Source organism: Microbacterium sp. 10L49 (assembly GCF_056395125.1).
This window is the reverse complement of sequence record NZ_JBFTIW010000003.1, coordinates 504,856-529,187: the sequence shown is the minus strand read 5'-3', so window position 1 is coordinate 529,187 and position 24,332 is coordinate 504,856. Positions and strand designations below refer to the sequence as shown.

Below are 24,332 nucleotides of genomic sequence, written 5' to 3'. Positions count from 1 at the left end.
GCGGATCAGGATCCGTTTTGATAATGATTCTCATTTACCGTAGGGTCGAGATCATGCAGAAGCCCCTCGCCGCCCTCGCGCTCGCCGCCGCCTCGATCCTCGCCCTCGCGGGCTGCTCCGCGACGGCCGACCCCGCGTCCTCATCCGGTGCGGGGACCATCACGGTGACGGCGTCGACCAACGTCTGGGGCGACGTCGCGAAGGAGATCGGCGGCGAGCACGTGGAGGTGACCTCTGTGATCGCGTCCCTGTCGCAGGATCCGCACGAGTACGAGGTGACCGCGGCTGATCAGCTGAAGGTCCGCGGGGCGAAGCTCATCCTGGAGAACGGCGGCGGCTACGACGCGTTCTTCGGCGACCTCGTCGCGAAGGCGGGCAGCAAGGCTCCTGTCGTCACCGCGGTGACGTTCGCGCCGAGCTGGCCGAAGGGCGAGGACGGCATGAAGACCGCCGAGGGCTTCAACGAGCACGTCTGGTACGACACCGCGGTCGTCGAGGACGTCGCGAAGAAGGTCGCCGACGAGCTCAGCGGCATCGACCCCGCGCACAAGGCCGACTTCGAGAAGAACCTCGCGACGTTCCAGCAGGGCATTGAAGGGCTGAACTCCTCGCTCGCGACGATCAAGGGTGCGCACCAGGGGGAGAAGATCTTCGTCACGGAGCCGGTCCCGCTGTACCTGACGGCGGCGGCAGGCCTGGTGAACGTGACTCCCGAGGCGTTCAGCCACGCGGTCGAAGAGGGCCAGGACGTTCCGCCCGCGACGCTCCTCGAGGCCACGAGCCTCGTCGAGTCGGGTGAGGTCAAGGCGCTGTTCGCCAACGCCCAGGCCGGCGGCGCCGAGACCACGAAGATCATCGGCGTCGCGAAGGAGAAGGGCGTGCCCGTACAGGAGGTCACCGAGCTCGTTCCGGACGGCAAGACCTACCTCACCTGGATGAAGGACAACATCGACACGCTCTCGCGTAATCTCGACAAGTGACCTCTCCCGCCGCCTCTCCGGCCGCTTCGCTGCTGCGGATCCGCGGTGCCGGCATCCGCCGGGATGACCGCGAGCTGTGGAGCGGACTCGACCTCGACGTCGCCCCCGGCGAACTCGTGGCGGTGCTCGGCCCCAGTGGCACCGGCAAGACCACGCTGCTGCGCGCGATCCTCGGGCTGCAGGACCTCTCCGAAGGGACGATCGAAGCGGTCGGGCAACCGGTGCGCCGACGCGGCAGCCGCCGCATCGGCTATCTGCCGCAGGCGCGCCCGCTGCCCGCCGAGACGTCGCTGCGGGGCCGCGACCTTGTCGCGCTCGGCGTCGACGGGCACCGGTTCGGCCTCCCGATCCCGCGACGTGGCGACCGCGCCAGGATCGACGCGCTGGTTGCGGCGGTTGGCGCCGAATCCTTCGCGGACCGCCCCGCGGGCACGCTCTCCGGCGGTGAGCAGCAGCGGCTTCGCGTGGGTCAGGCACTCGCCGATGACCCGCGACTGCTGCTCTGCGACGAGCCCCTGACCAGCCTCGACCTGGCGAATCAGCGAGCCGTGGTGGAGCTCATCGACCGGCACCGCCGCACCGGCGCCGGGGTGCTGCTCGTCACCCACGACATCAATCCCGTGCTCGACATCGTCGACCGGATCCTGTACCTCGCGAACGGCCGGTTCACGCTGGGCACGCCGCACGAGGTCCTCACCACGCGGGTGCTCTCGGATCTCTACGGCGTTCCCGTGTTCGTCTCGGAGGTCGGGGGCCGGCTCGTCGTCGTCGGCGCGCCGGATGCGGAGAGCGCCGCGCACCACCACGACGGCCCGGATGAGGAGCTGCACGCATGAACCTCGCGGACATCGGCCAGGCCATGTTCGGCGGTCTGTCGCAGTACGGCGAGATCCTCGCGCTGGTCTCCAACTCGGTCTGGGCGGGAGCCGTGCTCGGCCTCGTCGGCGGCCTCATCGGCGTCTTCGTGATGCAGCGCGACATGGCCTTCGCGGTGCACGGCATCAGCGAGCTGTCCTTCGCGGGCGCCGCCGTCGCCCTGCTGGTCGGCGTCGACGTCGTCACCGGCTCGATCGTCGGATCCCTGATCGCCGCCGCGATCATCGGCTGGCTGGGCGCCCGCGCACGCGATCGCAACTCGATCATCGGCGTGCTGATGCCGTTCGGCCTCGGCATCGGGATCCTCGCCCTCTCGCTCTACAACGGGCGTGCCGCAGGGCGGTTCAGTCTTCTGACCGGCCAGATCGTCTCGGTGCAGTCGGACCAGCTGGGCTGGCTGACCGGAATCTGCGCCCTCGTGCTGCTGGGCCTGCTGCTCATCTGGCGGCCGCTGCGCTTCGACTCGCTCGACCCGCAGTCGGCAGCCGCCCGCGGCGTCCCCACGGTCGGCGTCTCGTTCGCCTTCATGCTGCTGCTCGGCCTCGTCGTGGCGGTCGCGGTGCACATCATCGGCGCCCTGCTGGTGATGGCGCTCGTCGTCACCCCGGCGGCTGCCGCGATGCGGGTGCGCTCCGGCCCGCTCTCGGTGCCGGTGCTGGCGGCCGTGTTCGGGGTGGTGTCCGCGGTCGGCGGCATCCTGCTGGCGGTGATGGGCACGCTCCCGGTGAGCCCCTACATCACGACGGTCTCGTTCGTGATCTACCTCGTGTGCCGCGCGATCGGATCCCGTCGGGATCGCGTGGTGCGCTCGACGGCGCGCACCGAGGCGGCGATCAACCGGCCGTGATCGACCGCCGACTCGCCACGCCTCACCGCGTGCCGCGCGACCGGCCTTCCCGGGGCGACAATCCTCCCGGGGCGAGTGGAGGAGTTCGGCGATGGGACACGGGCACGGGCATGACACGGCGGCGATCCGCGATGTTCGCGTTGCTCGGACTCCGCAGCGCATCCTGCTGACGACGCTGATCGTCGTCGGGGTGGTGACGATCGTCGGACTGTTGCTCCTCTGGCCTTCCGCAGCGCGTCCGGGAGTGCTGGCGACCGGTTCCGCGTCCGCGCGGAGCACGACCTATCCGACCGGCGAGATCCTGAAGCTGACCAACTGCGCGGATCTGCCACCATCGGCGGGCGGATCCGGCGGGGCACCCGGCTCCGGCTCCGGGGGAGCGGGCGTCGATCCCAATGGCCAATCGCGCTCCGGCGGCGTGGCCGCCCCTGCGCCGGGAGGCGCGGCCCCCGCGCCCTGCCTGATCGCCCAGGTCAGGATCGAGAGCGGCGCCCGCGCCGGTGACAAGGTCACGACCATGCTGAACGGGCCGTTCGCCCGTGCGGGTCTGCGTCCCGGCGACCGGCTCGAGCTGCAGGTGACCGAGGTGCCGGGGCGCACGAAGGTCCCGCAGCCAGGTGGCGTGGATCCGGGGATCGCGGCGTTCGGTGTGGTCAGAACGGTTCCCCTGGCGGTGTGGGCCGGCCTGTTCGCGCTGATCGTGGTCGTGGTCGGGCTGCTCCGGGGCCTGCTCGCCCTCGTCGGCTTGGTGTTCAGCGGCGCCATGATCGTGATGTTCATGCTGCCCGCTCTGCTGCACGCCGGGCCTGCGATGGCGATCGCCCTCGTCGGCTCCTCGGCGATCCTCTACGTCGTGCTGTATCTCGCGCACGGCATCTCCATGCGCACGAGCGCCGCGCTGGCGGGAACCCTGGCGGGCGTCGCCATCACCGCGATGCTGGCCCAGCTGGCGGTCGGCACGACCAGGCTGAGCGGCATCGACGAGAGCGGCGGGTTCCTGGCGCCGATGGTGCCGCAGGTCGACTTCCAGGGGCTGCTCACCTGTGCGATCATCATCGCCGGGCTGGGTGTGCTCAATGACGTGACGATCACGCAGAGCTCCTCCGTCTGGGAGCTGCGCGCGGTCGCCCCTGAGCTCTCACGGCGCCAGCTGTTCAGCCGGGCGATGCGCATCGGTCGAGACCACATCGCCTCCACCATCTACACGATCGTGTTCGCCTACGTGGGGGCTTCGTTGAGCGTGGTGCTCCTGCTCTACGTGTACGACCAGCCGATGGTGAGCCTGCTGAGCCTGGAGGACATCGCGACGGAGGTCGTCCGCACGCTGTGCAGCGGGATCGGGCTCGTCCTCGCCGTTCCGCTCACCACCGCCATCGCCGTCGCGCTGCTGCCGCCCCGGTCCGCCGTGAGCGGGGAGCCGATGCCGGCTTCGCTCGGCGACGACGACGCCGAGAAGGTCGCCTGGCTGCGCACGCTGCGCACCGTCGAGGACGAACCGCTGACGAGGCCGAGCCCGCGCACCGGGTGAAGCCGCCGCGCCGATCCGCAGGCTTGGCCCGGGCCTGACCCAGAAGCTGACCCAGAGCGCTAGGCCGTCGGATCGCCGTAGCGCTCGGCGATCTCCTTCGATCCCGGCCATCCCTCATAGGTCGGATGCTGGGGCCAGCCATCCGGGACGTCCTGCCAGACCTCCTGGCGCCCGTACGGCAGCACGTCGGCGATCGCGAACGTGAGCATGAACTGCTCGGCGCCGCGACCGGAGGTGTGCCAGGTGCGGTAGACGTCGTCGCCGTCACGCAGGAACACGTTGTATCCGAATCCCTCGCCAGGACCGGCGTCCATGTCTGCGCCGAAGCTCGTGCCCGCCGCCGAGTACCAGGTCATCAGGTTCCCGACCCGCTTCTTGTACGCGAGGATCTCGTCCATCGGCCCGTTGGTGACGATGACGAAGCGCACATCCAGGGGCTCCACGATGTCGGGGCGCGCGAACTGCGCCGTGCCGCCGGTGCAGCCGGGGCACTGCCAGGTCGCGCCATCCGTCCACATGTGGTGGTAAACGACCAGCTGGCTGTGCCCGTCGAAGATCTCGGCCAGGGTGACGGCGGAGCCGTCCTCGGCGATCAGCGTGTATTCGGGCAGCTTCACGGCGGGCAGCCGGCGGCGTGCAGCCGCGATCGCGTCCAGCTCGCGGGTCGCGGCCTTCTCGCGGACGCGGAGCTTCGCGAGCTCCTCGCGCCAGGTCTGCTCGTCGACGACAGGGGGCAGAGCGGTCATGACATCCTCCGATGGTCGTTCCAGTCGCGCCGGTGGCGCCGATGTTCACGGCGTCCACATCTGCTATGTTCACACCGTACACATCGCGCGAAGCCGGTTCAAGAGGCGGAACCGGTCCCGAGGGGAGGGGATCCGGTGGCCTACCATCACGGCGATCTCGCGACCGCTCTCGTGCAGGCCGCGGTCGAGCTCAGCCGTGAGGGCGGGCCCTCGGCGGTGACGATCCGCGAGGCGACCCGACGGGCCGGGGTGTCGCCGAACGCCGCATACCGGCACTTCCCGAACCGTGCGGCACTGCTCGATGCGACCGCGGCCGCGATCCAGCAGGGTCTTGCCGCCGCGATGACGGATGCCCCCGAGCGCTCTCCGGCCGCGCGGCTGCGTCGGATCGGCGTCGCCTACGTCGACTTCGCCCTGGACGAGCCGGGGTGGTTCGCGGTGGTCTTCTTCGGGATCCGGCCGCCGGATCCTGCGACGGTGCGGGAGGCTCCTGCGTTCGTGGCGCTGACCGGCGCGCTCGACGATCTCGTCGCGGCCGGCGAGCTCTCCGCCGAACGCCGCGACGACGCCGCCTGGGCGTGCTGGGCCACCGTGCACGGCTTCGCGGAGCTCTGCCTGCGCGGACCGCTCGCCGGCGTGGACCGGGCGGAGCAGCGCCGTCGCGCCGAGGTCGCGGTCCGCGCGGTGGTCGCCGGGATCCGTTCCGAGGACGCCGACAGCTCAGCGGCGTGAACGGCGCCGGGACCGGGACGCGTCGACGCGGCGATCCTCCTGCCGATCGTTCCGCGCCCAGCCGGGCTCCAGCCCTGTCGGCACAACGGAACGCCGGGTTAGGATCTTCAGGACTCGCGCGGATCGCGGACCCCGCACCCAGGGGCGCCGGACGACGCGATTCACCCTCCGCATCCATCCTTCCGGCACATCCCCCCTGCCCGGGAGAAGGAGGGGCGAACAGAAAGGCGCGGCACGTGGCCGAGGCAACCGAGGACCGAGCAACCGAGGACAAAGGCCCCCAGGGCGACTTCTTCGATCAGCTGCTGGACAACCCTACGACGCAGCAGTCCTTCACGATCGGCTTCCGCGGCTATGACAAGACCGAGGTCGACGCGCACCTGACCGCCCTCACGGAGGAGCTGCGGCGCGCGTCCGAGTCCGGCGCGAAGGCCGACGCGCACCTGCGCGGCGAGCTCAGCAAGGTCGCGGAGAAGCACCGCGAGGAACTGGAGAAGGCGACCGCCGCGCATGAGAAGCGTGCGGCGAAACTGGAGTCCGACCTCGCGACGGCGAACGCCAAGATCGCCGAGTCCGCGCAGCAGATCCAGTCGCTGAGCACCGCTCTGGCCGGGTCCCAGGAGGACATCGACGAGGCCACGTCGCGCTCGCAGTTCGAGACCGTGCTGCGCGTGGCGGAGGAGCAGGCCAGCGTCCTGATCCAGAACGCCGCGGTGCAGGCGGAGCGTCTGCTCGACGCCGCCCGCGACGAGGCCGCCGCCAAGCGCGCCGAGCTCGATGCCGACGTCGCGCGCATCACGGCGCAGGCCGAGCGCGACGCCGACCAGGTGCGCCTGAAGATGGAGACCGAGTTCACGGCGCACACCGCGCAGGTCGAGCGCGAGGCCGCGCACGCCGCGGAGAAGGTGAACCACGCCGAGCAGGAGGCGCACTCGATCCGCACCGAGGCTGAGAAGGGCGCCGCGGCGCTGCGCGCGATGGTCACCCGGGAGACGACCGATCTGCGCGTCTCCGCCGAGCGCGAGGTGCGGGAGATGAACGCGCGAGTGCTGGAGATGGAGGAATCCCTCACGCGCCGTCAGGACGACGCGCAGCAGGAGTTCCTCGTGCTGCACAACCAGGCCGTCGCGCACGCGGAGCGCATCACCGCCGATGCGAACGAGCAGGTCGCATCCTCGCTGGCGCACGCCGAGCGGATCTCCGCCAAGGCCGAGGACTACGAGCGTCTGATGCGCTCGCAGGCCAGCGCGATCGAGGCCGAGGCGCAGGTGCGCGCCCGCGAGACCCTCGACCGCGCCCGTACCAAGTCGCAGAAGATCGTCGACATGGTGACCGCGCACACGGCGAACGTCGTGCGCGACGCCGATGACCGGGCCCGGCAGCTGCGCTGGCAGCAGCAGCAGCTCACCAGTTTCATGGCCGAGGTGCGCGAGCTGATCCGCCCCGACGGGGCGCTCGGCAGCGAGGCATCCGGATCCGGATCCGCCGCTGCGGAGACGGAGAGCCCGGCAGAGACCGACGGGGCCGAGGCACCCGCGGAGGGCACCGAGGCCTGACCCCTTCCGGGGTCGTTGAGCGAACACGCGCGTAGAGCGAGTGAGACGAAACGCGGTGATCTCGCAAGGTCGCCGCGTTTCGTCTCGGCCTGCGTTTCGTCTCGGTCGCTGCGCGTCCTCGCTCAACGACCGTGCGGCGTCCTCGCTCAACGACCCCATCCTCGCTCGGAGGTCACGGATACGCTGCTCCCAGCCGCAGGCCAGCACCCCGCTCTAGACTCGAGGCATGGCCCAGCGGAACACGTGGCAGCGCGAACGCGTGCGCGAGGAGCTCTCCGACCTGCGCGGATTCGTGAGCGCGCAGTCGCTGCACCAGGCCCTGCGCGAGGCCAATACCGGCATCGGCCTGGCCACCGTCTATCGCGCCCTCGCCGGACTCGCGGCCTCCGGTGAGGCCGATTCGCTGCAGAGCCCCGAGGGTGAGGCGCTCTACCGCGCGTGCAGCAGCGAGGGCCACCACCACCACCTGATCTGCCGCTCCTGCGGGATGACCGTGGAGATCGAGGCGACCGACGTCGAGCAGTGGGCGCAGCGCACCGCGGCCCAGCACGGCTTCCGCGACGCGGAGCACGTGGTGGACATCTTCGGACTGTGTGCGAACTGCGCGAACGCCGCCCAGGAGTGATCCCCGCGTGACCTTGACGACCCCCGGCCGCCGTACGACCGCAACGCGCGACGGCGCGACGACTCCGCACGCGCTGCGCACCCCGCCGCCGCGGCTGTCCGGGCGCACGGCACTCATCGGTGCAGCGATCGGCGTCGCCGTAGTGGCCGCCCTCGTCGCAATCGACGTGTTCGCGCCGCATCTGTTCTCCGCCCGCCTGCCGAACCGGCTGCAGGACGGGCTCACCCTGTCACTGAGCGTGCTGTTCGAGGCGCTGCCTTTCGTGATCCTCGGGGTGCTGCTCTCGATCGCGGTGCAGGTATGGCTGCCCGCCGGCGTGATCGAGCGCGTGCTGCCGAAGCGTGGCTGGGCGCGCAGGGCCGTGCTGTCGCTGCTGGGCATGCTCATCCCGGTGTGCGAGTGCGGCAACGTGCCGTTCGCCCGCGGGCTGATGATGCGCGGGCTGGGACCTGCGGAGGCGCTGACGTTCCTCATCGCGGCTCCCATCGTCAACCCCATCGTGATCCTCACGACGCATGCCGCGTTCGGCTTCGACGGCGGGATCCTGGTAGCCCGTCTCGTCGGCGGCTACCTCGTCGCCAACCTGATCGGCTGGGTGTACAGCCGGCATCCCGATCCCGACGCGCTGCTCACCGCGCGGTTCCGCGACACCTGCGAGGTCGTCGTGCACGAGCAGGGATCCGGGATCCGCCGGAGCCTGGCCCAGTTCCTCATCGAGCTGCGCGCCGTGATGCCCGCGCTGATCATCGGATCCGCGCTCGCGGGCGCCGTGCAGGTGCTCGTCCCGCGCGACGTGCTGCTGGCGATCGGCTCCAACCCGCTGCTGTCCGTCGTCGCGATGATCGCGCTGGCCATCTCGGTGGCGATCTGCTCGAACGTGGACTCGTTCTTCGCGCTCTCGTTCGCCTCGACGTTCTCGCCGGGCGCGATCGTCGCCTTCCTCCTGGTGGGTCCGCTGGTCGACATCAAGATGATGGCGCTGCTGCGCACCACCTTCACCGCCCGCACCCTCGGCGGGATCGTCGGCATCGTGATCCTGTTCGGCTTCGCCCTGGGGATCGGGGTGAACGTCTTTGCCTGAGGTTCTTCCTGAGACGACGACCGCGCACCGGCCCTCTCGTGCGCAGGCACTCGGCACCCGCTGGCTCGGCGCCGGTCTGGCCGTCGCGCTCGCGATCGCCACCCTCGTCCTCGCCTTCACGGGGCGGCTCACGCTCTACATCAGCCCCGAGACGGTGTGGTTCGCCGTGGCCGCAGCGATCGCGACGCTGGTCGGCGCCGTATGGTCGTGCGTGCTGCCGCTCGGCGCGGAGCAGGACCACGGTCACGATCACGGAGACGCCGACCACGGGCATGACCACGACCACGCGCCCGCCCGGTCCGGCCGCCGCGTGCTGGGCACGGTGCTGGGTGCGACGGGCGGAGTGATCGCGACCGGTGTCGTCGCGGGAGCTCTGTTGCTGCCTCCTGCGTCCCTCTCGGTGGACATGGCGATGCAGCGAGCCCCGATGGGCAACGTGCTGTTCGCCGGCGCCGACGACGTCGCCCTCGGAGCGAACACCGACACCAGCACGTTCGGCGTGGGCGGCTGGGCCAGCGTGTTCGCCACGGGCTCCCGGCCCGAGAAGTACGACGGATCCACGGTGACCCTCACCGGCTTCCTCACGCCCAGCGGATCCGCGAAGGATCAGGCGCACCTGACCCGCATGGTCATCACGCACTGCGTGCTCGACGCGCAGCCGGCGTCGGTGCCCGTGCAGATCAGCGGCTGGCAGGGCCAGTACGCTGTGGGCGACTGGATTCAGGTGAAGGGGACCGTTCGCGCCAGCGCGGACGGGAAGCTCTCGATCGTGCCGGCCAGTGTGTCGAAGATCTCGGAGCCGAAGGACCCCTATGAGCACTGACGACGCGGATCACCCCCTCACCCGCGCCGAGTTGCGCGCGCGCCGTGCGGCGGAGGAGGCGGCTGCCGGGGTGGAAGCCGCGGCGCCGGAAGATTCCGAGCCGGCCGAGCCTTCCGAGGCCGCTGCGCCGAGGGCCTCGACTGCGGCGGACGCTCCTGAGGCTCCGCAGGTCCCCGCCGTGCCGACCGCGGATGAGCCGGTCACCCGCTCTGCGGCGCCCGAGCAGGTCTTCGACGACACTCCGGGACCGCGGCGGACGCCGAACGCAGGATCGGGCACAAGCGCCTCGACGGCCGATGCCGCTCCGGCGCAGGCCGAGGCCGAGTTCCCGGACGTCGCCCCCGCGCCGGCCGCGGCGGCGGCGACGCGCGTGCACCAGGAGGATCCGCCCCTCGTGCCGGACGATGCGCATGTCGAAGAGCCGCCGGCGGATCCGCAGCTCGCGCCACCCACGGACCCGCGGCTCGAGCCCCCGGAGTGGCAACCGCACCCCACTCCGGCGCCGGTCGCGCGCCGCCGACGGTTCCCCCTGGTCCTCGGTGCGGTGATCGGGGCGCTCGTGCTCGTGGTCGCCGCGTTCGGGGTGATCACGCTGTTGCAGGGACCGCGCGTGAGCAGCGTGAAGATCGACGCGCAGTCGGCGATCGACGCCTCCGGTACGCGCATGATCATCACCGCCAGCCAGCCGCTGGCGAAGGTGGATCCGAAACAGGTGAGCGTGAGTCCCAAGGCTCCATTCACCGTCGACACGTCGGGGCGCAACCTCGGGATCCGCTTCACCGTGCCGCTCGACGACGACACGACCTACACGGTCACCGTCAAGGATGCGACCGGCACCGACAAGCAGCGTCAGAGCACACTGCAGGCGACCTTCCAGACGCCGAAGTCGACGATCTTCCTGCTGCAGCGCAACGCCGACGGCGATGACACGATCTTCCTCACCGACCTCGGCGGCAAGAACGCCGTCCCGGTGGTGCAGCACGAGAAGATCGACGACTTCCGCGCCACGGCCGACCACCTCGTGGTGGCGACGGAGAAGGGCGGCACGTCGGTGCTGCTGGTGATGGATCGGAAGGGCAAGAACCAGCGGGAGCTGAAGCTGCCCGGCCCCGGGTTCCTCTCGAACCTGCAGGTGTCCGAGCGCGGCAACCTCGTCGGCTACACCTTCACCGACAAGGGCATCAGTGCGACCAGCGGTCGGGCGAGCATCCTGGTGAGCCAGTCGCTCACGGGCGACGGCGAGCCGCAGATCGTCACGGTCGGGGACAAGATGCCGAGCATCGCCCAGTGGGCGTTCGTGCCCGACTCCTCCTCGGCACTGTTCATCGACTTCAGCGGTGCGCTGTACGTCGAGGACCGTTCCGATGCGAAGGCGAAGCCGACGGCCCTCGGCGCCGCGCAGACCGTCGAGGGCATCTCCCGAGGCACCTACACGGCGATCGTCAGCCGCGGCAACGACCTGGTCGAGCTGAACCTGGCGGACGGATCCGAGAAGCCCCTGGCCGCCTCCACCCCCGACTTCGGCGTGCCGGGCACGATCGCGCCCTTCCCCGGAGGCACGCTGCGACAGGTCGCCACCCGCGATGCCACCGGGTTGCCGACCGGGCAGATCGTCACCCGGGTGGACGACGACGGCAAGGCGACGAAGCTGTTCAGCGTGACCGGATCCGACGCGATCATGCAGGCCTGCCCGTCTCCGAGCGGGCAGTACAGCGCGATCGTGGTGGCCCCCAAGCTCGTGAACAACCCCTACGACCAGTCGCTGCTGCCGCTGCCGACCACGATGCAGACGCACATCATCGACACGAAGACCGGCAAGGAGCGCGTCGTGCTCGCCGGCTTCGACCCGTCGTGGTGCGCGCAGGCGCCGCACCGGTGATGACCGGCGCGGGTCTTCCGCCCGCCGGCCACGGCCTGCGCCGCGCCCGGCGGGAGGACCTGCAGGCGCTGCCGCTCGAGGTGGCGCCACGCCTGCTCGGCGCCCGGCTGCGCACGTTCGTGGACGGCGCCGAGGTGCAGCTGCGGATCACCGAGGTCGAGGCCTACCACGGCAAGGGTGTGGGCCCGGTGCCGGATCCCGGCTCCCACGCCCGGATGGGCCGCACCGCGCGCAACGCCACGATGTGGGGCGAGCCCGGGCATCTGTACGTGTACCTCAGCCACGGCATCCACTCCTGCGTGAACGTGGTGTGTGCACCCGACGGCGTCGCCGGTGGTGTGCTGCTGCGGGCCGGCGAGGTCGTCTCCGGTGTCGAGGCGGCGGCGGTGCGGCGCGGTGTGCGTCCGAAACTCAGTCGATCTGGGGGTGCCGACGCGGATCCGGCGCTGGACAGCGCCGGATCAACTGAGTTTCAGACCCGGGAGCTGCGCGACCTCGCGCGCGGACCGGGCCGGCTCGGTCAGGCGTCGGGCCTGCGGCACCCGCGGCACGACGGCATCGACGCCGTCACGGGCGGCGAGCAGGCGGGAGCGCGGGCCGAGCTCTGGCTCGGCTCGCCGCTGGCCGAGGTCGCGACGGGCCCGCGAGTGGGGGTGGCCGGTCACGCCGGCACGGATGCGTTCCCCTGGCGGTTCTGGATCCCCGGGGATCCGACCGTGTCCCCATTCCGCTGGGGCCGGGGCGCCGCCGAGGCCGCCGCAGCCGCCGACACGCCCGGCCGCTGATCCGTGCTAAAGTAGCTCTTTGTCTGCGCACACTCCTGTGCGCAGTTCGTGTGCCTCCCCTTCTGAACCGAGCGATCGGGCAGGGGAGAGGCGTGCAGACAAGGGATCTTGGGTGGGGCCGTCCGGCCTCACGGTAGAGAAGGAGTCATCATGGCAGCAGTGTGCCAGGTGACCGGAGCAGTTCCCGGTTTCGGTCACAACATCTCGCACTCGCACCGTCGGACGAAGCGCCGCTTCGACCCGAACGTGCAGAAGAAGACGTATTTCGTTCCGTCGCTCGGTCGTAAGATCACGCTCAACGTGTCCGCCAAGGGCATCAAGGTGATCGACGCCCGCGGCATCGAGCGGGTCGTCGCGGACCTCCAGGCGAAGGGTGTGAAGCTCTAATGGCCAAGAAGGCTCAGGACATCCGTCCGATCATCAAGCTGCGTTCGACCGCGGGCACGGGGTACACCTACGTGACCAAGAAGAACCGCCGCAACACCCCCGACCGCCTCGTGCTGAAGAAGTACGACCCGGTGGTTCGCAAGCACGTCGAATTCCGAGAGGAGCGTTGATCCATGGCTAAGAAGAGCAAGATCGCGCGCAACGAGCAGCGCAAGGTCGTCGTCGAGCGTTACGCCGAGCGTCGTGCCGAGCTGAAGAAGACCCTGGTCGACCCGAACGCGACCGAGGAGGCCCGCGAGGCCGCCCGCGTCGGCCTGCAGAAGCTTCCGCGCAACGCGTCGCCTGCCCGCGTCCGTTCGCGCGACGCCATCGACGGCCGCCCCCGCGGTGTCCTCACGAAGTTCGGCATCTCGCGTGTCCGCTTCCGTGACATGGCGCACCGTGGCGAGCTGCCCGGCGTGACCAAGTCGAGCTGGTAAGTCTTACCGGTCCCTGAGTTCATCCCAGGGACGCAAGGGGCGAGGGTCTTCGGATCCTCGCCCCTTCTGCGTGTCCGGAGTGCCCCCGCTCCTGCTCGCGCAGCATTGAGGTCGCGCAGATCGGGCGAATCCTCTTCGATGGGAGGAGGATCCGAGGCGGATCCTCCTCCCATCCGGGAGTTCTCCTCCCGAGGAGAACTCCCTGCACAGGTCGGCGCTGCGGTGGTTTCCGCACGGGTTTCGGGATCCGGTCCTATGGAATCCCGAGCAGGTTCACCATCGAGGAATGGATCCGATCGAACAGCTCCGGCGACGCGGCGGTGTGGCGCGCATCGATGTGCTTCGGCGTGCCGGCGTCACCGCGTACGAGCTCCGCCGCGCGCGCGAAGCGGGCGGGCTGTTCTCTGTGCGCAGAGGCTGGGTCGCCCTGCCCGCGGCAGACCCGTCTCTGGTGGCCGCAGCGCGGCGCGGCGTCGTGCTGACTTGCATCACGCTGGCGCGGAGCGCAAGGGGCTCTGGGTGCTCGACGCACGCGAGCCGCATCTCGCGGCGCCGCCGCGGTCGGGGCATGCCCAGGTGTCGGAGGGCGTCATCCACTGGAGTGCGCCGTTGCTGCCACGTGATCCCGATGCGCTGGAGGACTCGCTCGAGAACGCCCTGATTCTCATCGCGAGATGTCAGCCGTACGAGGCGGCGCTCGCAGTGTGGGAGTCGGCGATGCGCAAGCGTGTCGTGGACCCAGCGGTGCTCGAGCGCCTCCCGCTGCCGCCCGACGCTCGACGGATGCTCGCGGAGGCTCGACCTTTCGCGGATGCGGGAACGGAGAGCATCTTCCGCACTCGGCTCGCGTGGCTCGATATCCCCATCACGCCGCAGGTGTGGCTGCTCGGCCATCGAGTGGACTTCCTCATCGGCGAGCGGCTCGTGGTGCAGATCGACGGTGGGCACCATGTCGGTGAGCAGCGTGAGAAGGACAACAGCCACGATGCTCTGCTCCGGCTGCACGGCTACCACGTCATCCGGATCGGATACGACCGCCTGATGAAGCATTGGCCCGAGGTGCAGGCCGCGATTCTGATGGCGATCGCCCAGCGACTCCATCTCGCGCGCTGAAGCCCGCGCCGCACCGCACTTTTCTGAGCCCTCGGCGATCCGCCTGGCGCGTGCCGAACTGCGCGATCGCGCGTGGCAATGTCTACCGGGGCCTTGAGCCGCTCACAGCCTCAGGAGGAGAACTCCTGTTCGGGAGGACGATCGGATCCTGGACCTCCTCCCGAACGGGAGAAGTCCTCCCGTGCGGGTGGACGGAGGGGGAATCGGCGCCCGCCCCTGTGACTGGAGTGACGAATGAGGCGCGACACGCCGTCTCAAAACGTCAAAACCCGCGAAATGACGCGGAAATCCGGGGTTTGGTTGATACATTCAAGGCGGTCGTTCGACCAACGGGGGGCATCCGCCCATCCGGAACTCTGATACGAAGCGACGGGATCCCGTCGCTGGAGGATGAAATGGCTGACAAGTCCATCACCAAGACCGAGCTCGTCGCGAGCATCGCCAGCGCCACCGGCCAGAGCCAGGCTGCCGTCTCCGGCGTTCTCGATGCCCTGTTCGCGACGGTCTCGGACGCTGTTGCCAAGGGCAGCAAGGTCTCGATCCCGGGCTGGATCTCCTTCGAGCAGGTCGCCACCGCCGCCCGCACGGGCCGCAACCCGCAGACCGGCGCCGAGATCAAGATCCCGGCCGGCAAGCGCGTCAAGGTGACCGCTGGTTCCAAGCTCAAGGCTGCCGTCAAGTAATTCTGGCTTCGCCTCGCAAGGCCGTCCCTCTCTCGGAGGGGCGGCCTTTCGCGTGGGGCCTCGCAATCGGCCGGGCTCCCGGCAGACCCCGAGCGACACCGGAATAGGCTGGAGGGGTGAATCGCCCCGCCACCGGGGTCCGCCCCGAGACCGGGTCGGACGCCGCCCGCTCCGCCCTGCCCGCCGGATCCCCGACGCTGCGCATCGCCGGTCCCGTGATCCTTGTCGGCGCCGCGATCCTCGCCGTCGTCGCCGGGCTCGCGTTCGGCGGGGGCGCAGCGCCCAACCTGCTCCTCGATCCCGGACCCGTGGTGCGCTGGGGCCTGCCCGTCGTGAAGACGATCAGCAACCTGGGCGCGGCGGCGATGCTGGGCTCCCTCGTGCTCGCGTTGTTCGCCCTGCGCAGCGGGGCGCGCTCTTTCGAGATCGCACTGGACACCGCCTCGATCGGTGCCGCGGTCTACACGGTCGCAAGCGCCGTGGCGGGTCTGTTCACGTTCCTGCAGACGCTCGGTGTGAAGCTCAGCGCGGGGCCGGAGTTCGGCGCCCAGCTGGGCCGGTTCCTGCTCGAGCTCCCTCTCGGTCAGGCCTGGCTGATGACGGTGCTCGCGGGCGCCGTCATCACGATCGCCGCGTTCGCCTTCCGCGGCTGGACCGCCACTCTGCTCACCGCGATCCTCGCCGCCGCCTCGTTCGTCCCGCTCGCCACGCAGGGCCATGCGGGCGAGCTCAGCGGCCATGACGCCGCGGTGAACTCGCTGCTGCTGCACACGGTCGGCGCCGCGGTGTGGATCGGCGGCCTCGTGCTGCTGATCGTGCTGCGCGGATCCCGCAGCGAGCTCGCCGACGCCGGGCGTGGCGGCGCCCGCAAGGGCAGCGCCACGGCCGGTGCGCACGCCTCCGCCAAGCCCGGGGCGAAGAGCGCCAAGAGGCCCGCCGGCGCGAAGAAGACCAGGGGTGCCCTCACCTTCGCGGACCTCGTGCGCCGCTACTCCTCCCTCGCCCTCGCCGCGTACATCGTGGTCGCGGTCTCAGGCATCGCCCGCTCCATCGTCGCCGTGGGCGACTGGGCCGGTCTGCTCACGCCCTACGGTGGACTCATCGTCGCCAAGGCGATCGTGCTGATCCTGCTCGGTGCGCTCGGAGCCCGCTACCGCACCCGGCTCATCCCGAAGCTCGAGCAGGACGGATCCGGCTCCGCGTCGGCGAACGCGGGCGGATCCGGCCCGTTCTGGACCCTGGTGCTGCTGGAGCTCGCCCTCATGGGCATCGCCTCCGGCCTCGCCGCCGCGCTCTCGCGCACCGCGCCGCCCACCGGCCTCGAGGTGGCCACCGTGCGCACGCCGGCCGAGATCCTCACCGGCTCCCCGCTGCCCCCCGAACTCACCCCGATCCGCTGGATCACGGCGTGGAACATCGACCTGATCTGGGCGACCGCCGCGGCGTTCGGAATCGCGCTGTACGTGCTCGGAGTCCTCCGTCTGCGCAAGCGCGGCGACGCCTGGCCGATCCACCGCACGGTGTTCTGGATCCTCGGGATGCTGGGGCTGGTGTGGGTCACCGGGGGCGCGATCAACGCGTATCAGGAGACCCTGTTCAGCGTGCACATGCTCGGGCACATGATGCTCTCCATGGCGATCCCGCTGCTGCTCGTGGCCGGCGCACCGGTCACGCTCGCCCTGCGCGCGATCGACAAGCGCGACGACGGCACCCGCGGCGGGCGGGAATGGATCCTGTGGGCGGTGCACTCGCCGTTCTCGCGGGTGGTCACCAACCCGTTCGTGGCGGCGGCGATCTTCGTGCTGTCGCTGTGGGCGTTCTACTTCACCGACCTCGTGCGCTGGGCCATGACCGACCACATCGGGCACGAGTGGATGACGATGCACTTCCTCATCTCGGGATACCTGTTCGTGCTCAGCCTCATCGGCGCGGATCCGGTTCCGCGGCGGCTGCCGTACGCCGGACGCCTGATCACGCTCATCGCCGTGATGGCCACGCACGCGTTCTTCGGCATGGCGATCATGATGCAGTCGGGCCTGATGGTCGCCGAGTGGTTCGGATCCATGGGCCGCACCTGGGGGGCGACGCCGCTGCAGGACCAGTACGTGGGCGGCGGCGTGGCATGGTCGGTGGGGGAGATCCCGACGCTGATCCTCGCCATCACGGTCGCGATCCAGTGGAGCCGCAGCGACGCGAAGGTGCAGAAGCGTCAGGACCGGGCTGCCGATCGCTCGGGCGATGCGGAGCTCGAGGAGTACAACGCGCGGCTCGCCGAACTCGCCGAGAAGGACGCCAGGGCTGCCGCCCGCGGGCGCTGAGGCCCCCACGGGGTCGTTGAGCGAGCGAAGCGAGACGAAACGCGGCACCCCGGCAGGGCACCGCGTTTCGTCTCGGTCGCCTTCGGCGTCCTCGCTCAACGACCACGTGCGGGGCGGGCTCAGCCTTCGGATCCGGGCGGGGGAGCGGACTGCTCGGGTGAGGTGATGCTGATCGAGGCGGATCCGTCGGGCAGGAACCGGATCGTCCCGTCCACCTCGAACGGCACGTCCTCGTCGACGTGCGACACGGATCCGTCGTAGAGCGACTTCACCTCGAGCTCGATGTGTGCGGTGGCCGGGGTCGCCACGATCTTCCACCCCTCGCCGTCGGGCTGCAGGGTGATGTCGGGTCCCTTGACCATGCTCCAGGTGGGGCCGTCGACGACGCGGTTGGGCACGGTCTGACCGAACGGGCAGCCGGTGGGCTGCAGAACATGCTGCGTCGTGCACTGCGCGAGGAAATCGTCGACGCGCTGCTGCACGACCTTGACGAAGGCGTCGGTGGGCTTGGCCTGCACATCCAGCGGCACGTCGGCGAGCGGCTTGTCGGCCAGCACCCCGATGCCGGTCGCGGTCGCGGTCGCGGTCTTCACAGACACCGAATACAGCCCCGGGGAGAACACCAGCATCGGGACCGCGTCGAGCGCCGATGAGTCCGCACCCTGCGCCGCGACCTGGCGGCGGTCGAGCTCGAAGCCGTTCACGAAGAACCGGTCGGATCCGCGCACGGTGAGCGAGATGACGGCGAGCGGGCTCTGCGCGAACTCCCACGCGGGTGCGACGCCGATCCAGCCGTCCTGAGCGACGCGGAAGGTGGAGGATCCGGCGTGACCCCCGGCCTTGTACGTCACGGTGACCGAGGTGGCGTCGCCGTCGGGGTGCTCGTCGGTCACGACGATGTCGGTGAGTGTGCCGAGTGCGTCATGACGCAGCAGAGCATCGGAAGCGGAGCGGAACGCGTCGGTGTCGAGGTCGCCGTGCGAGAGGGCGACGCCGGGCAGCTGCAGGGCGTCGGCCGCGCGACCCTCGCTGAGCAGCGTCAGATAGCGCGTGACGAAGGCGGAGGGGCTGTAGAACTCGCGGTACATGGTGAGTCCGCCCGCGGCGAGGGCGGCCACCAGCACGGCGCCGACGACAGCCAGCAGGGTGAGGTCAGACCAGAGCGAGGCACGGCGACGCGCACTCCGCGCCCGGCGCGACCGCACGCCTGGCGTCAGCACCCCCGCCGACTGCACCATGTGCGCCAGTCTACGAAAGTCCGCCTGCAGGAACCCCGAGTGGCCCGGCCGGGTCCGCGAGACTGCAACTGAGTGACGAGACTGCACTCCCGGAGTGCTGTCTCGTTATTCCAGTGCAGTCTCGCGGTCAGAGAAGACGCTCGCCGGTAGAATTCGAGGACCGTGAGCACGCCGACCCTCTCCGCCGAACAGGAAGAACTGTTCCGACTGATCGAGGACACCCGCGAGCACGTGTTCATCACCGGCCGCGCCGGAACCGGCAAGTCCACGCTGCTGCAGCACTTCGCGTACAACACGCAGAAGCAGATCGCCGTCTGCGCCCCCACGGGGGTGGCAGCGCTGAACGTCGAGGGTCAGACGATCCATTCGCTGTTCCGCCTGCCGATCGGCCTCATCGCCGACAGCGAGATCGACCAGTCGGATGCGACTCGCAAGATCCTGAACGCGATCGACACGCTCGTGATCGACGAGGTGTCGATGGTCAACGCGGATCTGATGGACGCGATCGACCGGTCGCTGCGTCAGGCGCGGGGCCGCAAGGCGGAGGCGTTCGGCGGCGTGCAGGTCGTGATGTTCGGGGATCCGTATCAGCTGGCCCCCGTGCCGCCACGCGGCGACGAGCTGCGCTACATCCAGGACCACTACCGCTCCTTCTGGTTCTTCGACGCCAAGGTGTGGACCGGTGGTGAGGCCACCGACGGACTGCTCGACATCGGCACGCACGGCGCGACGCTGCACGTGCGCGAGCTCGTGCACATCCACCGGCAGTCCGATGCGGGCTTCAAGGCGATGCTGAACGCCGTGCGCTACGGCCGAGTGACCGCCGAGATCGCGGGTGCGCTCAACGACGCGGGCGCGAGGACGCCGCCGGATCCGGCACCCGGCGAGATCCCGATCATCACGCTCGCCACGCGCAACGACATCGTGAACGGCATCAACGCCCGCCATCTCGCGGCGCTGCCCGGCAAGGTGCAGAAGGCCAAGGCCGACATCTCCGGCGACTTCGGCCGCGGCGAGGCGAACTATCCCGCCGACCAGGAGCTGCAGCTCAAGGAGGGCGCGCAGGTGATGTTCCTGCGCAACGACATCGCAGCGTCGCCGGATCCGCCGCGCTGGGTGAACGGCACCATCGGGACGGTGGTGCGCATTCTCGGCGATGCCGTGCGCGTGGAGATCGACGGCGAGGAGGTCGACGTCGAACCCGCGGTCTGGGAGCGCTACCGGTACATCTACAACCCCGGTACCAAGACGCTCTCGCGCGAAGTGGTCGCGGAGTTCACGCAGTTCCCGCTGCGGCTCGCGTGGGCGGTCACGATCCACAAGTCCCAGGGCAAGACCTACGACCGGGCGATCGTGGATCTCGGATCCGGCGCGTTCGCGCCCGGGCAGACCTACGTCGCGCTGTCGCGGCTGACCTCGCTGGACGGGCTGTACCTGTCCCGCCCGCTGCGCCCCCGCGACATCCGCGTCGACGAGGACGTGCGCCGCTTCATGCGCGCCGCGTGGGAGGCCCGCCAGGGCGACTCCACGCCGAAGGTCGGTTCGTAGGCGGGCATGCGGCACGCGCCGTCAGGCGACCGAACCGATGCGGAGCCGGTGCGGCGGCGGAACACCTGGGAACCGTTCCGCCCGTCGGCCGGTCCTGGGATCCTGTACGCATGACACCGCTCAACGGCTCGGCGGACGGCCGCATTCCGGCGGCCGACCGGCGCCCGCCGACCGCGGACGGACGCTCCTCGGGGGCGGGAACGCCGAGCCTGCGTGCGGCGCTGGTCGGCGTCGGCATCCTGATGGCCGTCCTCTGCCTGGTCGAGCTCGCGATCCCCTCGACGAGGGGCCTCGGCGGATCCCTGCTCGACACCGTGCTGGTCGCGGTCTTCACCATCACCGGCCTCCTCGCGTGGTACCGGCGCCCGCACAACGCCATCGGGCGGCTGATGCTGCTCACCGCGTTGGCGCTGTGGGCCTCCGGCACCTACGACGACAGCATCCCGGCGCTCCGCGTCCTGGGCACGCTGACGTCCAGCCTCCCGCTTGCCCTGTTGCTGCACCTGCTGCTCGCGTTCCCCTCCGGTCGGCTGCCCGGCAGGGCCGCCCGCGCCATCGTGGCGGTGGCCTATCTCGTCTCCGTGGCCCCGCAGATCATCGTCGTCCTGCAACCCGGTGTGACCGAGGTGGTCTGGACCCTGCAGGCGGCGGTGGGCATGCTCGCTCTGGCGGCGACGGTCGTCCTCTGGGGCATCCGGCTCTCGCGGATGGCGACACTCCCGCGCCGCCAACTGCTCCCGTTCATCGGCTACGGGTGCGCGGCCATCGCGGTGATCGGCGTGACGGTCGTGATGCTGCACCTCGACTCCCGCCCCGGCGTGCAGCAGGCCGCGACCGTCGTCCAGCTGCTCATGCTCGGTGGCCTGCCCGTCGCCTTCCTCGTGGGGCTGACCTTCGGCGCGTTCGGTCACGCGGGTGAGGTCGCGGAGGTGGCCGCGGGCATCTCCGCGGCATCCGTGGAGCCGGCGCTGCTCGATGCGCTCGCGGTGCGGGCTCTGGGCGACCCCAGCGCCAGGATCCTCTGGACGGCGGACACAGACCCGGCGCGTTTCGTCGACAGCGCAGGGCGCGAGCTCGCCGTACCCGATGAGAGCGGCCGGTGGCCGATCGGCCCGCCGGAGGCCCCCACCGGCGCGCTCCTGTATGACCGCGACCTGATCGCGGACCGGGGGCTGGTCGCGACCGTGGCCGCACAGCTCGGACTCGCGATGGACAAGCAGCGGCTGATCGTCGAGCTGCGCTCCGCGGTGCAGCAGCTCCACGTGGCCGCGGAGGAGCTGCAGACCTCTCGGCGCCGGATCGTCGTGGCCGCGGACGCCGAACGTCGTCGCATCGCACAGGATCTGCACGACGGCGCCCAGCAGCGGATCGTCCTGGTCGGCATCGACGTGCAGCGGATGGCGCGGCAGGCCGACGACGCGGACTACATCCGGGCGGAGGCTGCGCAGATCGCCGAGCGCTGCGGATCCCTGCTCGACGAGCTGCGCGGCCTGGTCGAGGGCCTCATGCCGAGCCGGCTGAAGGACCACGGCCTGGAGGCCGCCGTATCCGCGCTGGCCGACCAGGTCCGGATCCCGGTGCGGGTCGAGGCCGCCGTTCCTCTCGGTCGGATGGAGGCCGAGATCGAGTCGACCGCCTACTTCGTGATCGCCGAGGCCCTGACCAACGCTGTGAAGCACGCCGGCGCCCGCGAGATCGTCGTGGACCTGGCCGTGCGGGACGGCCGCCTGCAGATCGCGGTGAGCGACGACGGGAAGGGGCCGGTCGGGGCGGTCCCGGGATTCGGCCTGCGCAGCCTCAGGGACCGGATCGAGACCCTGGGCGGGACGATGACACTCGAGCCGGCCGTTCCCGGCGGGACGAGGCTGCGCGCGGAGATTCCACTCGGCCATCGCGAGGCATAGTGCACCCACGCACGGGTTCGGGCCCTTCGACGAGCTCAGGGACCGATTGAGCGTGCCGGATCCGTCACCGGTCCAGGAAGCGCATCACGGCCAGGACCCGGCGATGGTCGTCGGGATCCGGAGGCAGATCGAGGGCCACGAAGATGAGAGCGATGCTGCGCGCGACCGCCTTCTCCGTCACGAAGAGCTCTCGGGCGATGCGCGCGTTGCTGTAGCCCTGCGCCATCAGCTGCAGCACCTCCAGCCGCCTCGGGGTGAGCTGCGCGATGCCGCCGTCCTGGTGGTTGCGGACCTCGCGGCGCACCATCGAGGTGATGACATCCGAGTCGATGCTGGATCCGCCGTCGGCGACGCGCTGAACGGAGTCGAGGAAGTCCTCGAGGTTGAGGATGCGGCGCTTCAGCAGATAGCCGATGCCGTTCGCGCCGTCCGCGAGCAGCTCCATCGCACCGGTGGCGTCCACGTACTGGGACAGCACGACCACGGCCGTCCCGGGAAACTCTCGACGGATCCGCTTCGCCGCGCGCAGACCGTCGTCGGCGAAATCGGGCGGCATCCGGATGTCGGTGAGCACGAGATCCGGCCGGTAGGCGGCGACCTTGCCGAGCAGGTCGTCCGCGTCGCCGGCCGTCGCGACGATCTCGTGACCCTCATCCGCGAGGATGCGGGAGATCCCCTCCCGCAGCAGGAACTCGTCCTCGGCGATGACGACGCGCATACGTGCTCCTGCCTGCCGGTGTGCGATCCCGCCGGTGCCCCGAGAGTACTCCCGCAGAACCGCCGCCCACACCTCTCGGGTGCGGGCGGCGGCTCGGATCCGTGGTTCCCCAACTCCTCGGATCCCCCGGGTCCCCAGTGGGTCAGTCGGCCGGCGCGATCGGCTTGATCTCGGCGACCTGCGGCAGGTTCGCCTTCTCCTGGTCGGTGAGCGGGCGTGCGACGCTGTCGTAGAGCGGGTCGGCGTCCTTCTTCGGGATGTCGAAGTGCACCCCGGTGAGCTTCCAGGTGGTCTTGCCCATCGTGACGGTGAAGTCGCCGGTCACCCGGTCGGTCAGCGACCGCGACCACATGTTGTAGTTCGAGTAAGGGCTCATCGTGTAGTTGTGCACCTTCGTGGTCTCCTTGGTGTCGGACCAGGTGCCGCCGTACTTGTGGCTGAGGCCCGCCTCGAGGATCCCCTTGATCGTCAGCTTGGCGGATCCGGTTGTCTCGACCGAGGAGGTGGTGGTGGCCACGACCTTGGTGGTGAAGCTCTCCGGACGCGCCGTGTCGGTGTTGTTCGCGCCACCGGCGACCAGCCTGCGCTGATCGGGACCGTCCACCTTCGTCACCGGCGTGAACGTGCACGACGCCATCCCCGAGATGCAGGTCTGGTTGAGCAGGTCGGCCTGCCGCTGGGCGTCGGAGGCGGGCACCGAGATCGTGGAGAACTCCTTCTCCGAGAGGATCAGCCGGCCGGCGGTGATGCCCTGGTTTTCGACGGTGAAGGTGGCACCGGCATCCGTGCGGATGTTGGTGCCACTGAAGGCGTCGACGACGAGTGTCGCTTCGAAGGTTCCGAGCCGGATCGAGCCGTCGGGCAGGTTCTCGCTGTAGTTGAATGTGAGGGTCGTCTCACCGCGTTTGGCGAAGTAGTAGACCTTCTCGTAGCGGTATGACTGACCGGGGAGGATCTTCGTCCCGGTCGGCCGGTACTGATCGCGCTCGCCCGGGCTGCCGATCCCGGTCAGCTCCAGAGTGTGCTTGGTCATGTTGACGATGTCGAAACCGCGGGTGACGTCGGCCGTGGCCGCCGCGCGCACCGGGGTCGCGGCCGACGCGGGGGCGGCGGTGGCGACGCCGATGGCGATCGAGCCGAGCACGGTGGCGCCGACGAGCCCGGCTCCGACGAGGCGTCTGGCGGTGGTGTTGTCAGTGGTCTTCGTGGTGTTCATGGTGTCCTTCTCTCACTGCCCGCGAAGGGCGTCTGCGGCATCCCGATCCGGGAAGTTCTCGTACTGAAAAGGCTAGAAATCGACGCGCCGGCGGCCGATGGTCGTGCCACCACAGCGATGTGGTGCCTGCACCACATCGCGGGCTCGGACGCGGATCTCCACCCGCCGGGCGCGGACTCCGCGCGCTGGCCGCAGATCTCCACCCGCCGAACGCGGATCTCCACCCCAGGGCGGTGCCGCCGGATCCGGCATCCGAGGAGCATCGAGGAC

General features: G+C 70.2%; 23 protein-coding genes. 19 read left to right on the top strand and 4 right to left on the bottom strand.

Annotated elements, in window-relative coordinates:
- The first annotated feature begins 53 nt into the window (after positions 1-53).
- The 4 genes from AC1DCT_RS10320 to AC1DCT_RS10305 all read left to right on the top strand — a co-directional run bounded on the left by AC1DCT_RS10320 (position 54) and on the right by AC1DCT_RS10305 (position 4,231).
- Positions 54-980 carry a metal ABC transporter solute-binding protein, Zn/Mn family gene (locus AC1DCT_RS10320; RefSeq protein ID WP_477428995.1) on the top strand — a complete coding sequence of 309 codons (927 nt, stop codon included), beginning with the start codon at positions 54-56 and terminating at the stop codon, positions 978-980.
- Complete coding sequence (locus AC1DCT_RS10315; RefSeq protein ID WP_477428993.1) at positions 977-1,816, top strand: metal ABC transporter ATP-binding protein; 840 nt, start codon at positions 977-979, stop codon at positions 1,814-1,816. Before AC1DCT_RS10320 ends, AC1DCT_RS10315 begins: the two co-directional genes overlap by 4 nt.
- Positions 1,813-2,703, top strand: a complete 891-nt coding sequence (locus AC1DCT_RS10310; RefSeq protein ID WP_477428991.1) for a metal ABC transporter permease — start codon at positions 1,813-1,815, stop codon at positions 2,701-2,703. Before AC1DCT_RS10315 ends, AC1DCT_RS10310 begins: the two co-directional genes overlap by 4 nt.
- A gap of 91 nt (positions 2,704-2,794) precedes the next feature.
- On the top strand, positions 2,795-4,231 hold the full coding sequence (locus AC1DCT_RS10305) for a YibE/F family protein (protein WP_477428990.1): 1,437 nt from the start codon (positions 2,795-2,797) through the stop codon (positions 4,229-4,231).
- Between the two features lie 59 nt (positions 4,232-4,290).
- Here the strand turns inward: AC1DCT_RS10305 and AC1DCT_RS10300 are convergent, their stop codons facing one another.
- Positions 4,291-4,977, bottom strand: a complete 687-nt coding sequence (locus AC1DCT_RS10300) for a DUF899 family protein (RefSeq protein ID WP_477428988.1) — start codon at positions 4,975-4,977, stop codon at positions 4,291-4,293.
- Positions 4,978-5,112: 135 nt separating this feature from the next.
- Between AC1DCT_RS10300 and AC1DCT_RS10295 the strand changes: the two genes are divergently transcribed.
- The 13 genes from AC1DCT_RS10295 to AC1DCT_RS10235 all read left to right on the top strand — a co-directional run bounded on the left by AC1DCT_RS10295 (position 5,113) and on the right by AC1DCT_RS10235 (position 17,438).
- A complete protein-coding gene (locus AC1DCT_RS10295; protein WP_477428986.1) occupies positions 5,113-5,709 on the top strand; it encodes a TetR/AcrR family transcriptional regulator in 597 nt (198 codons plus the stop codon).
- A gap of 236 nt (positions 5,710-5,945) precedes the next feature.
- Positions 5,946-7,265 (top strand): cell division initiation protein, encoded by a 1,320-nt coding sequence (locus AC1DCT_RS10290; RefSeq protein WP_477428984.1) that lies wholly within the window; start codon positions 5,946-5,948, stop codon positions 7,263-7,265.
- Positions 7,266-7,491: 226 nt separating this feature from the next.
- Positions 7,492-7,890, top strand: a complete 399-nt coding sequence (locus AC1DCT_RS10285) for a Fur family transcriptional regulator (RefSeq protein WP_440732570.1) — start codon at positions 7,492-7,494, stop codon at positions 7,888-7,890.
- A 94-nt stretch (positions 7,891-7,984) separates the two neighbouring features.
- A complete protein-coding gene (locus AC1DCT_RS10280; RefSeq protein WP_440733200.1) occupies positions 7,985-8,971 on the top strand; it encodes a permease in 987 nt (328 codons plus the stop codon).
- Positions 8,964-9,794: a TIGR03943 family putative permease subunit gene (locus AC1DCT_RS10275; protein ID WP_440732569.1), complete on the top strand. Its 831-nt coding sequence runs from the start codon at positions 8,964-8,966 to the stop codon at positions 9,792-9,794. Before AC1DCT_RS10280 ends, AC1DCT_RS10275 begins: the two co-directional genes overlap by 8 nt.
- A complete protein-coding gene (locus AC1DCT_RS10270; protein WP_477428982.1) occupies positions 9,784-11,673 on the top strand; it encodes a hypothetical protein in 1,890 nt (629 codons plus the stop codon). Before AC1DCT_RS10275 ends, AC1DCT_RS10270 begins: the two co-directional genes overlap by 11 nt.
- On the top strand, positions 11,673-12,458 hold the full coding sequence (locus AC1DCT_RS10265; RefSeq protein ID WP_477428980.1) for a DNA-3-methyladenine glycosylase: 786 nt from the start codon (positions 11,673-11,675) through the stop codon (positions 12,456-12,458). The genes AC1DCT_RS10270 and AC1DCT_RS10265 overlap by 1 nt, the downstream gene beginning before the upstream one ends.
- A gap of 150 nt (positions 12,459-12,608) precedes the next feature.
- Positions 12,609-12,845 carry a 50S ribosomal protein L28 gene (gene rpmB / locus AC1DCT_RS10260; RefSeq protein ID WP_045250845.1) on the top strand — a complete coding sequence of 79 codons (237 nt, stop codon included), beginning with the start codon at positions 12,609-12,611 and terminating at the stop codon, positions 12,843-12,845.
- Positions 12,845-13,015 (top strand): 50S ribosomal protein L33, encoded by a 171-nt coding sequence (gene rpmG / locus AC1DCT_RS10255; RefSeq protein WP_045250846.1) that lies wholly within the window; start codon positions 12,845-12,847, stop codon positions 13,013-13,015. Before rpmB ends, rpmG begins: the two co-directional genes overlap by 1 nt.
- Before the next feature lie 3 nt (positions 13,016-13,018).
- Positions 13,019-13,324, top strand: coding sequence for a 30S ribosomal protein S14 (gene rpsN, locus AC1DCT_RS10250; RefSeq protein ID WP_233311002.1), 306 nt, complete (start codon positions 13,019-13,021; stop codon positions 13,322-13,324).
- 519 nt (positions 13,325-13,843) lie between these two features.
- The gene (locus tag AC1DCT_RS10245) at positions 13,844-14,437 is read left to right on the top strand and encodes an endonuclease domain-containing protein (RefSeq protein ID WP_477428978.1); all 594 of its coding nucleotides are present in this window, start codon (positions 13,844-13,846) and stop codon (positions 14,435-14,437) included.
- A gap of 395 nt (positions 14,438-14,832) precedes the next feature.
- Positions 14,833-15,120: an HU family DNA-binding protein gene (locus tag AC1DCT_RS10240; protein ID WP_045250850.1), complete on the top strand. Its 288-nt coding sequence runs from the start codon at positions 14,833-14,835 to the stop codon at positions 15,118-15,120.
- A gap of 116 nt (positions 15,121-15,236) precedes the next feature.
- On the top strand, positions 15,237-17,438 hold the full coding sequence (locus AC1DCT_RS10235; protein WP_477230099.1) for a bifunctional copper resistance protein CopD/cytochrome c oxidase assembly protein: 2,202 nt from the start codon (positions 15,237-15,239) through the stop codon (positions 17,436-17,438).
- A 119-nt stretch (positions 17,439-17,557) separates the two neighbouring features.
- On the opposite strand, the gene AC1DCT_RS10230 is transcribed toward AC1DCT_RS10235, so the two are convergent.
- Positions 17,558-18,676 (bottom strand): hypothetical protein, encoded by a 1,119-nt coding sequence (locus tag AC1DCT_RS10230; protein ID WP_441978212.1) that lies wholly within the window; start codon positions 18,674-18,676, stop codon positions 17,558-17,560.
- Between the two features lie 162 nt (positions 18,677-18,838).
- Here AC1DCT_RS10230 and AC1DCT_RS10225 point away from each other — a divergent pair, with 162 nt between their 5' ends.
- A complete protein-coding gene (locus AC1DCT_RS10225; RefSeq protein ID WP_477230100.1) occupies positions 18,839-20,224 on the top strand; it encodes an ATP-dependent DNA helicase in 1,386 nt (461 codons plus the stop codon).
- Between the two features lie 110 nt (positions 20,225-20,334).
- On the top strand, positions 20,335-22,128 hold the full coding sequence (locus tag AC1DCT_RS10220) for a sensor histidine kinase (protein WP_477428976.1): 1,794 nt from the start codon (positions 20,335-20,337) through the stop codon (positions 22,126-22,128).
- A 64-nt stretch (positions 22,129-22,192) separates the two neighbouring features.
- Here AC1DCT_RS10220 and AC1DCT_RS10215 read toward each other — a convergent pair whose 3' ends face one another.
- Positions 22,193-22,846, bottom strand: coding sequence for a response regulator (locus AC1DCT_RS10215; RefSeq protein ID WP_441978216.1), 654 nt, complete (start codon positions 22,844-22,846; stop codon positions 22,193-22,195).
- Positions 22,847-22,988: 142 nt separating this feature from the next.
- Entirely contained in the window at positions 22,989-24,062 is a 1,074-nt protein-coding gene (locus tag AC1DCT_RS10210; protein WP_477428974.1) for a hypothetical protein, read from the bottom strand.
- Positions 24,063-24,332: the final 270 nt, after the last annotated feature.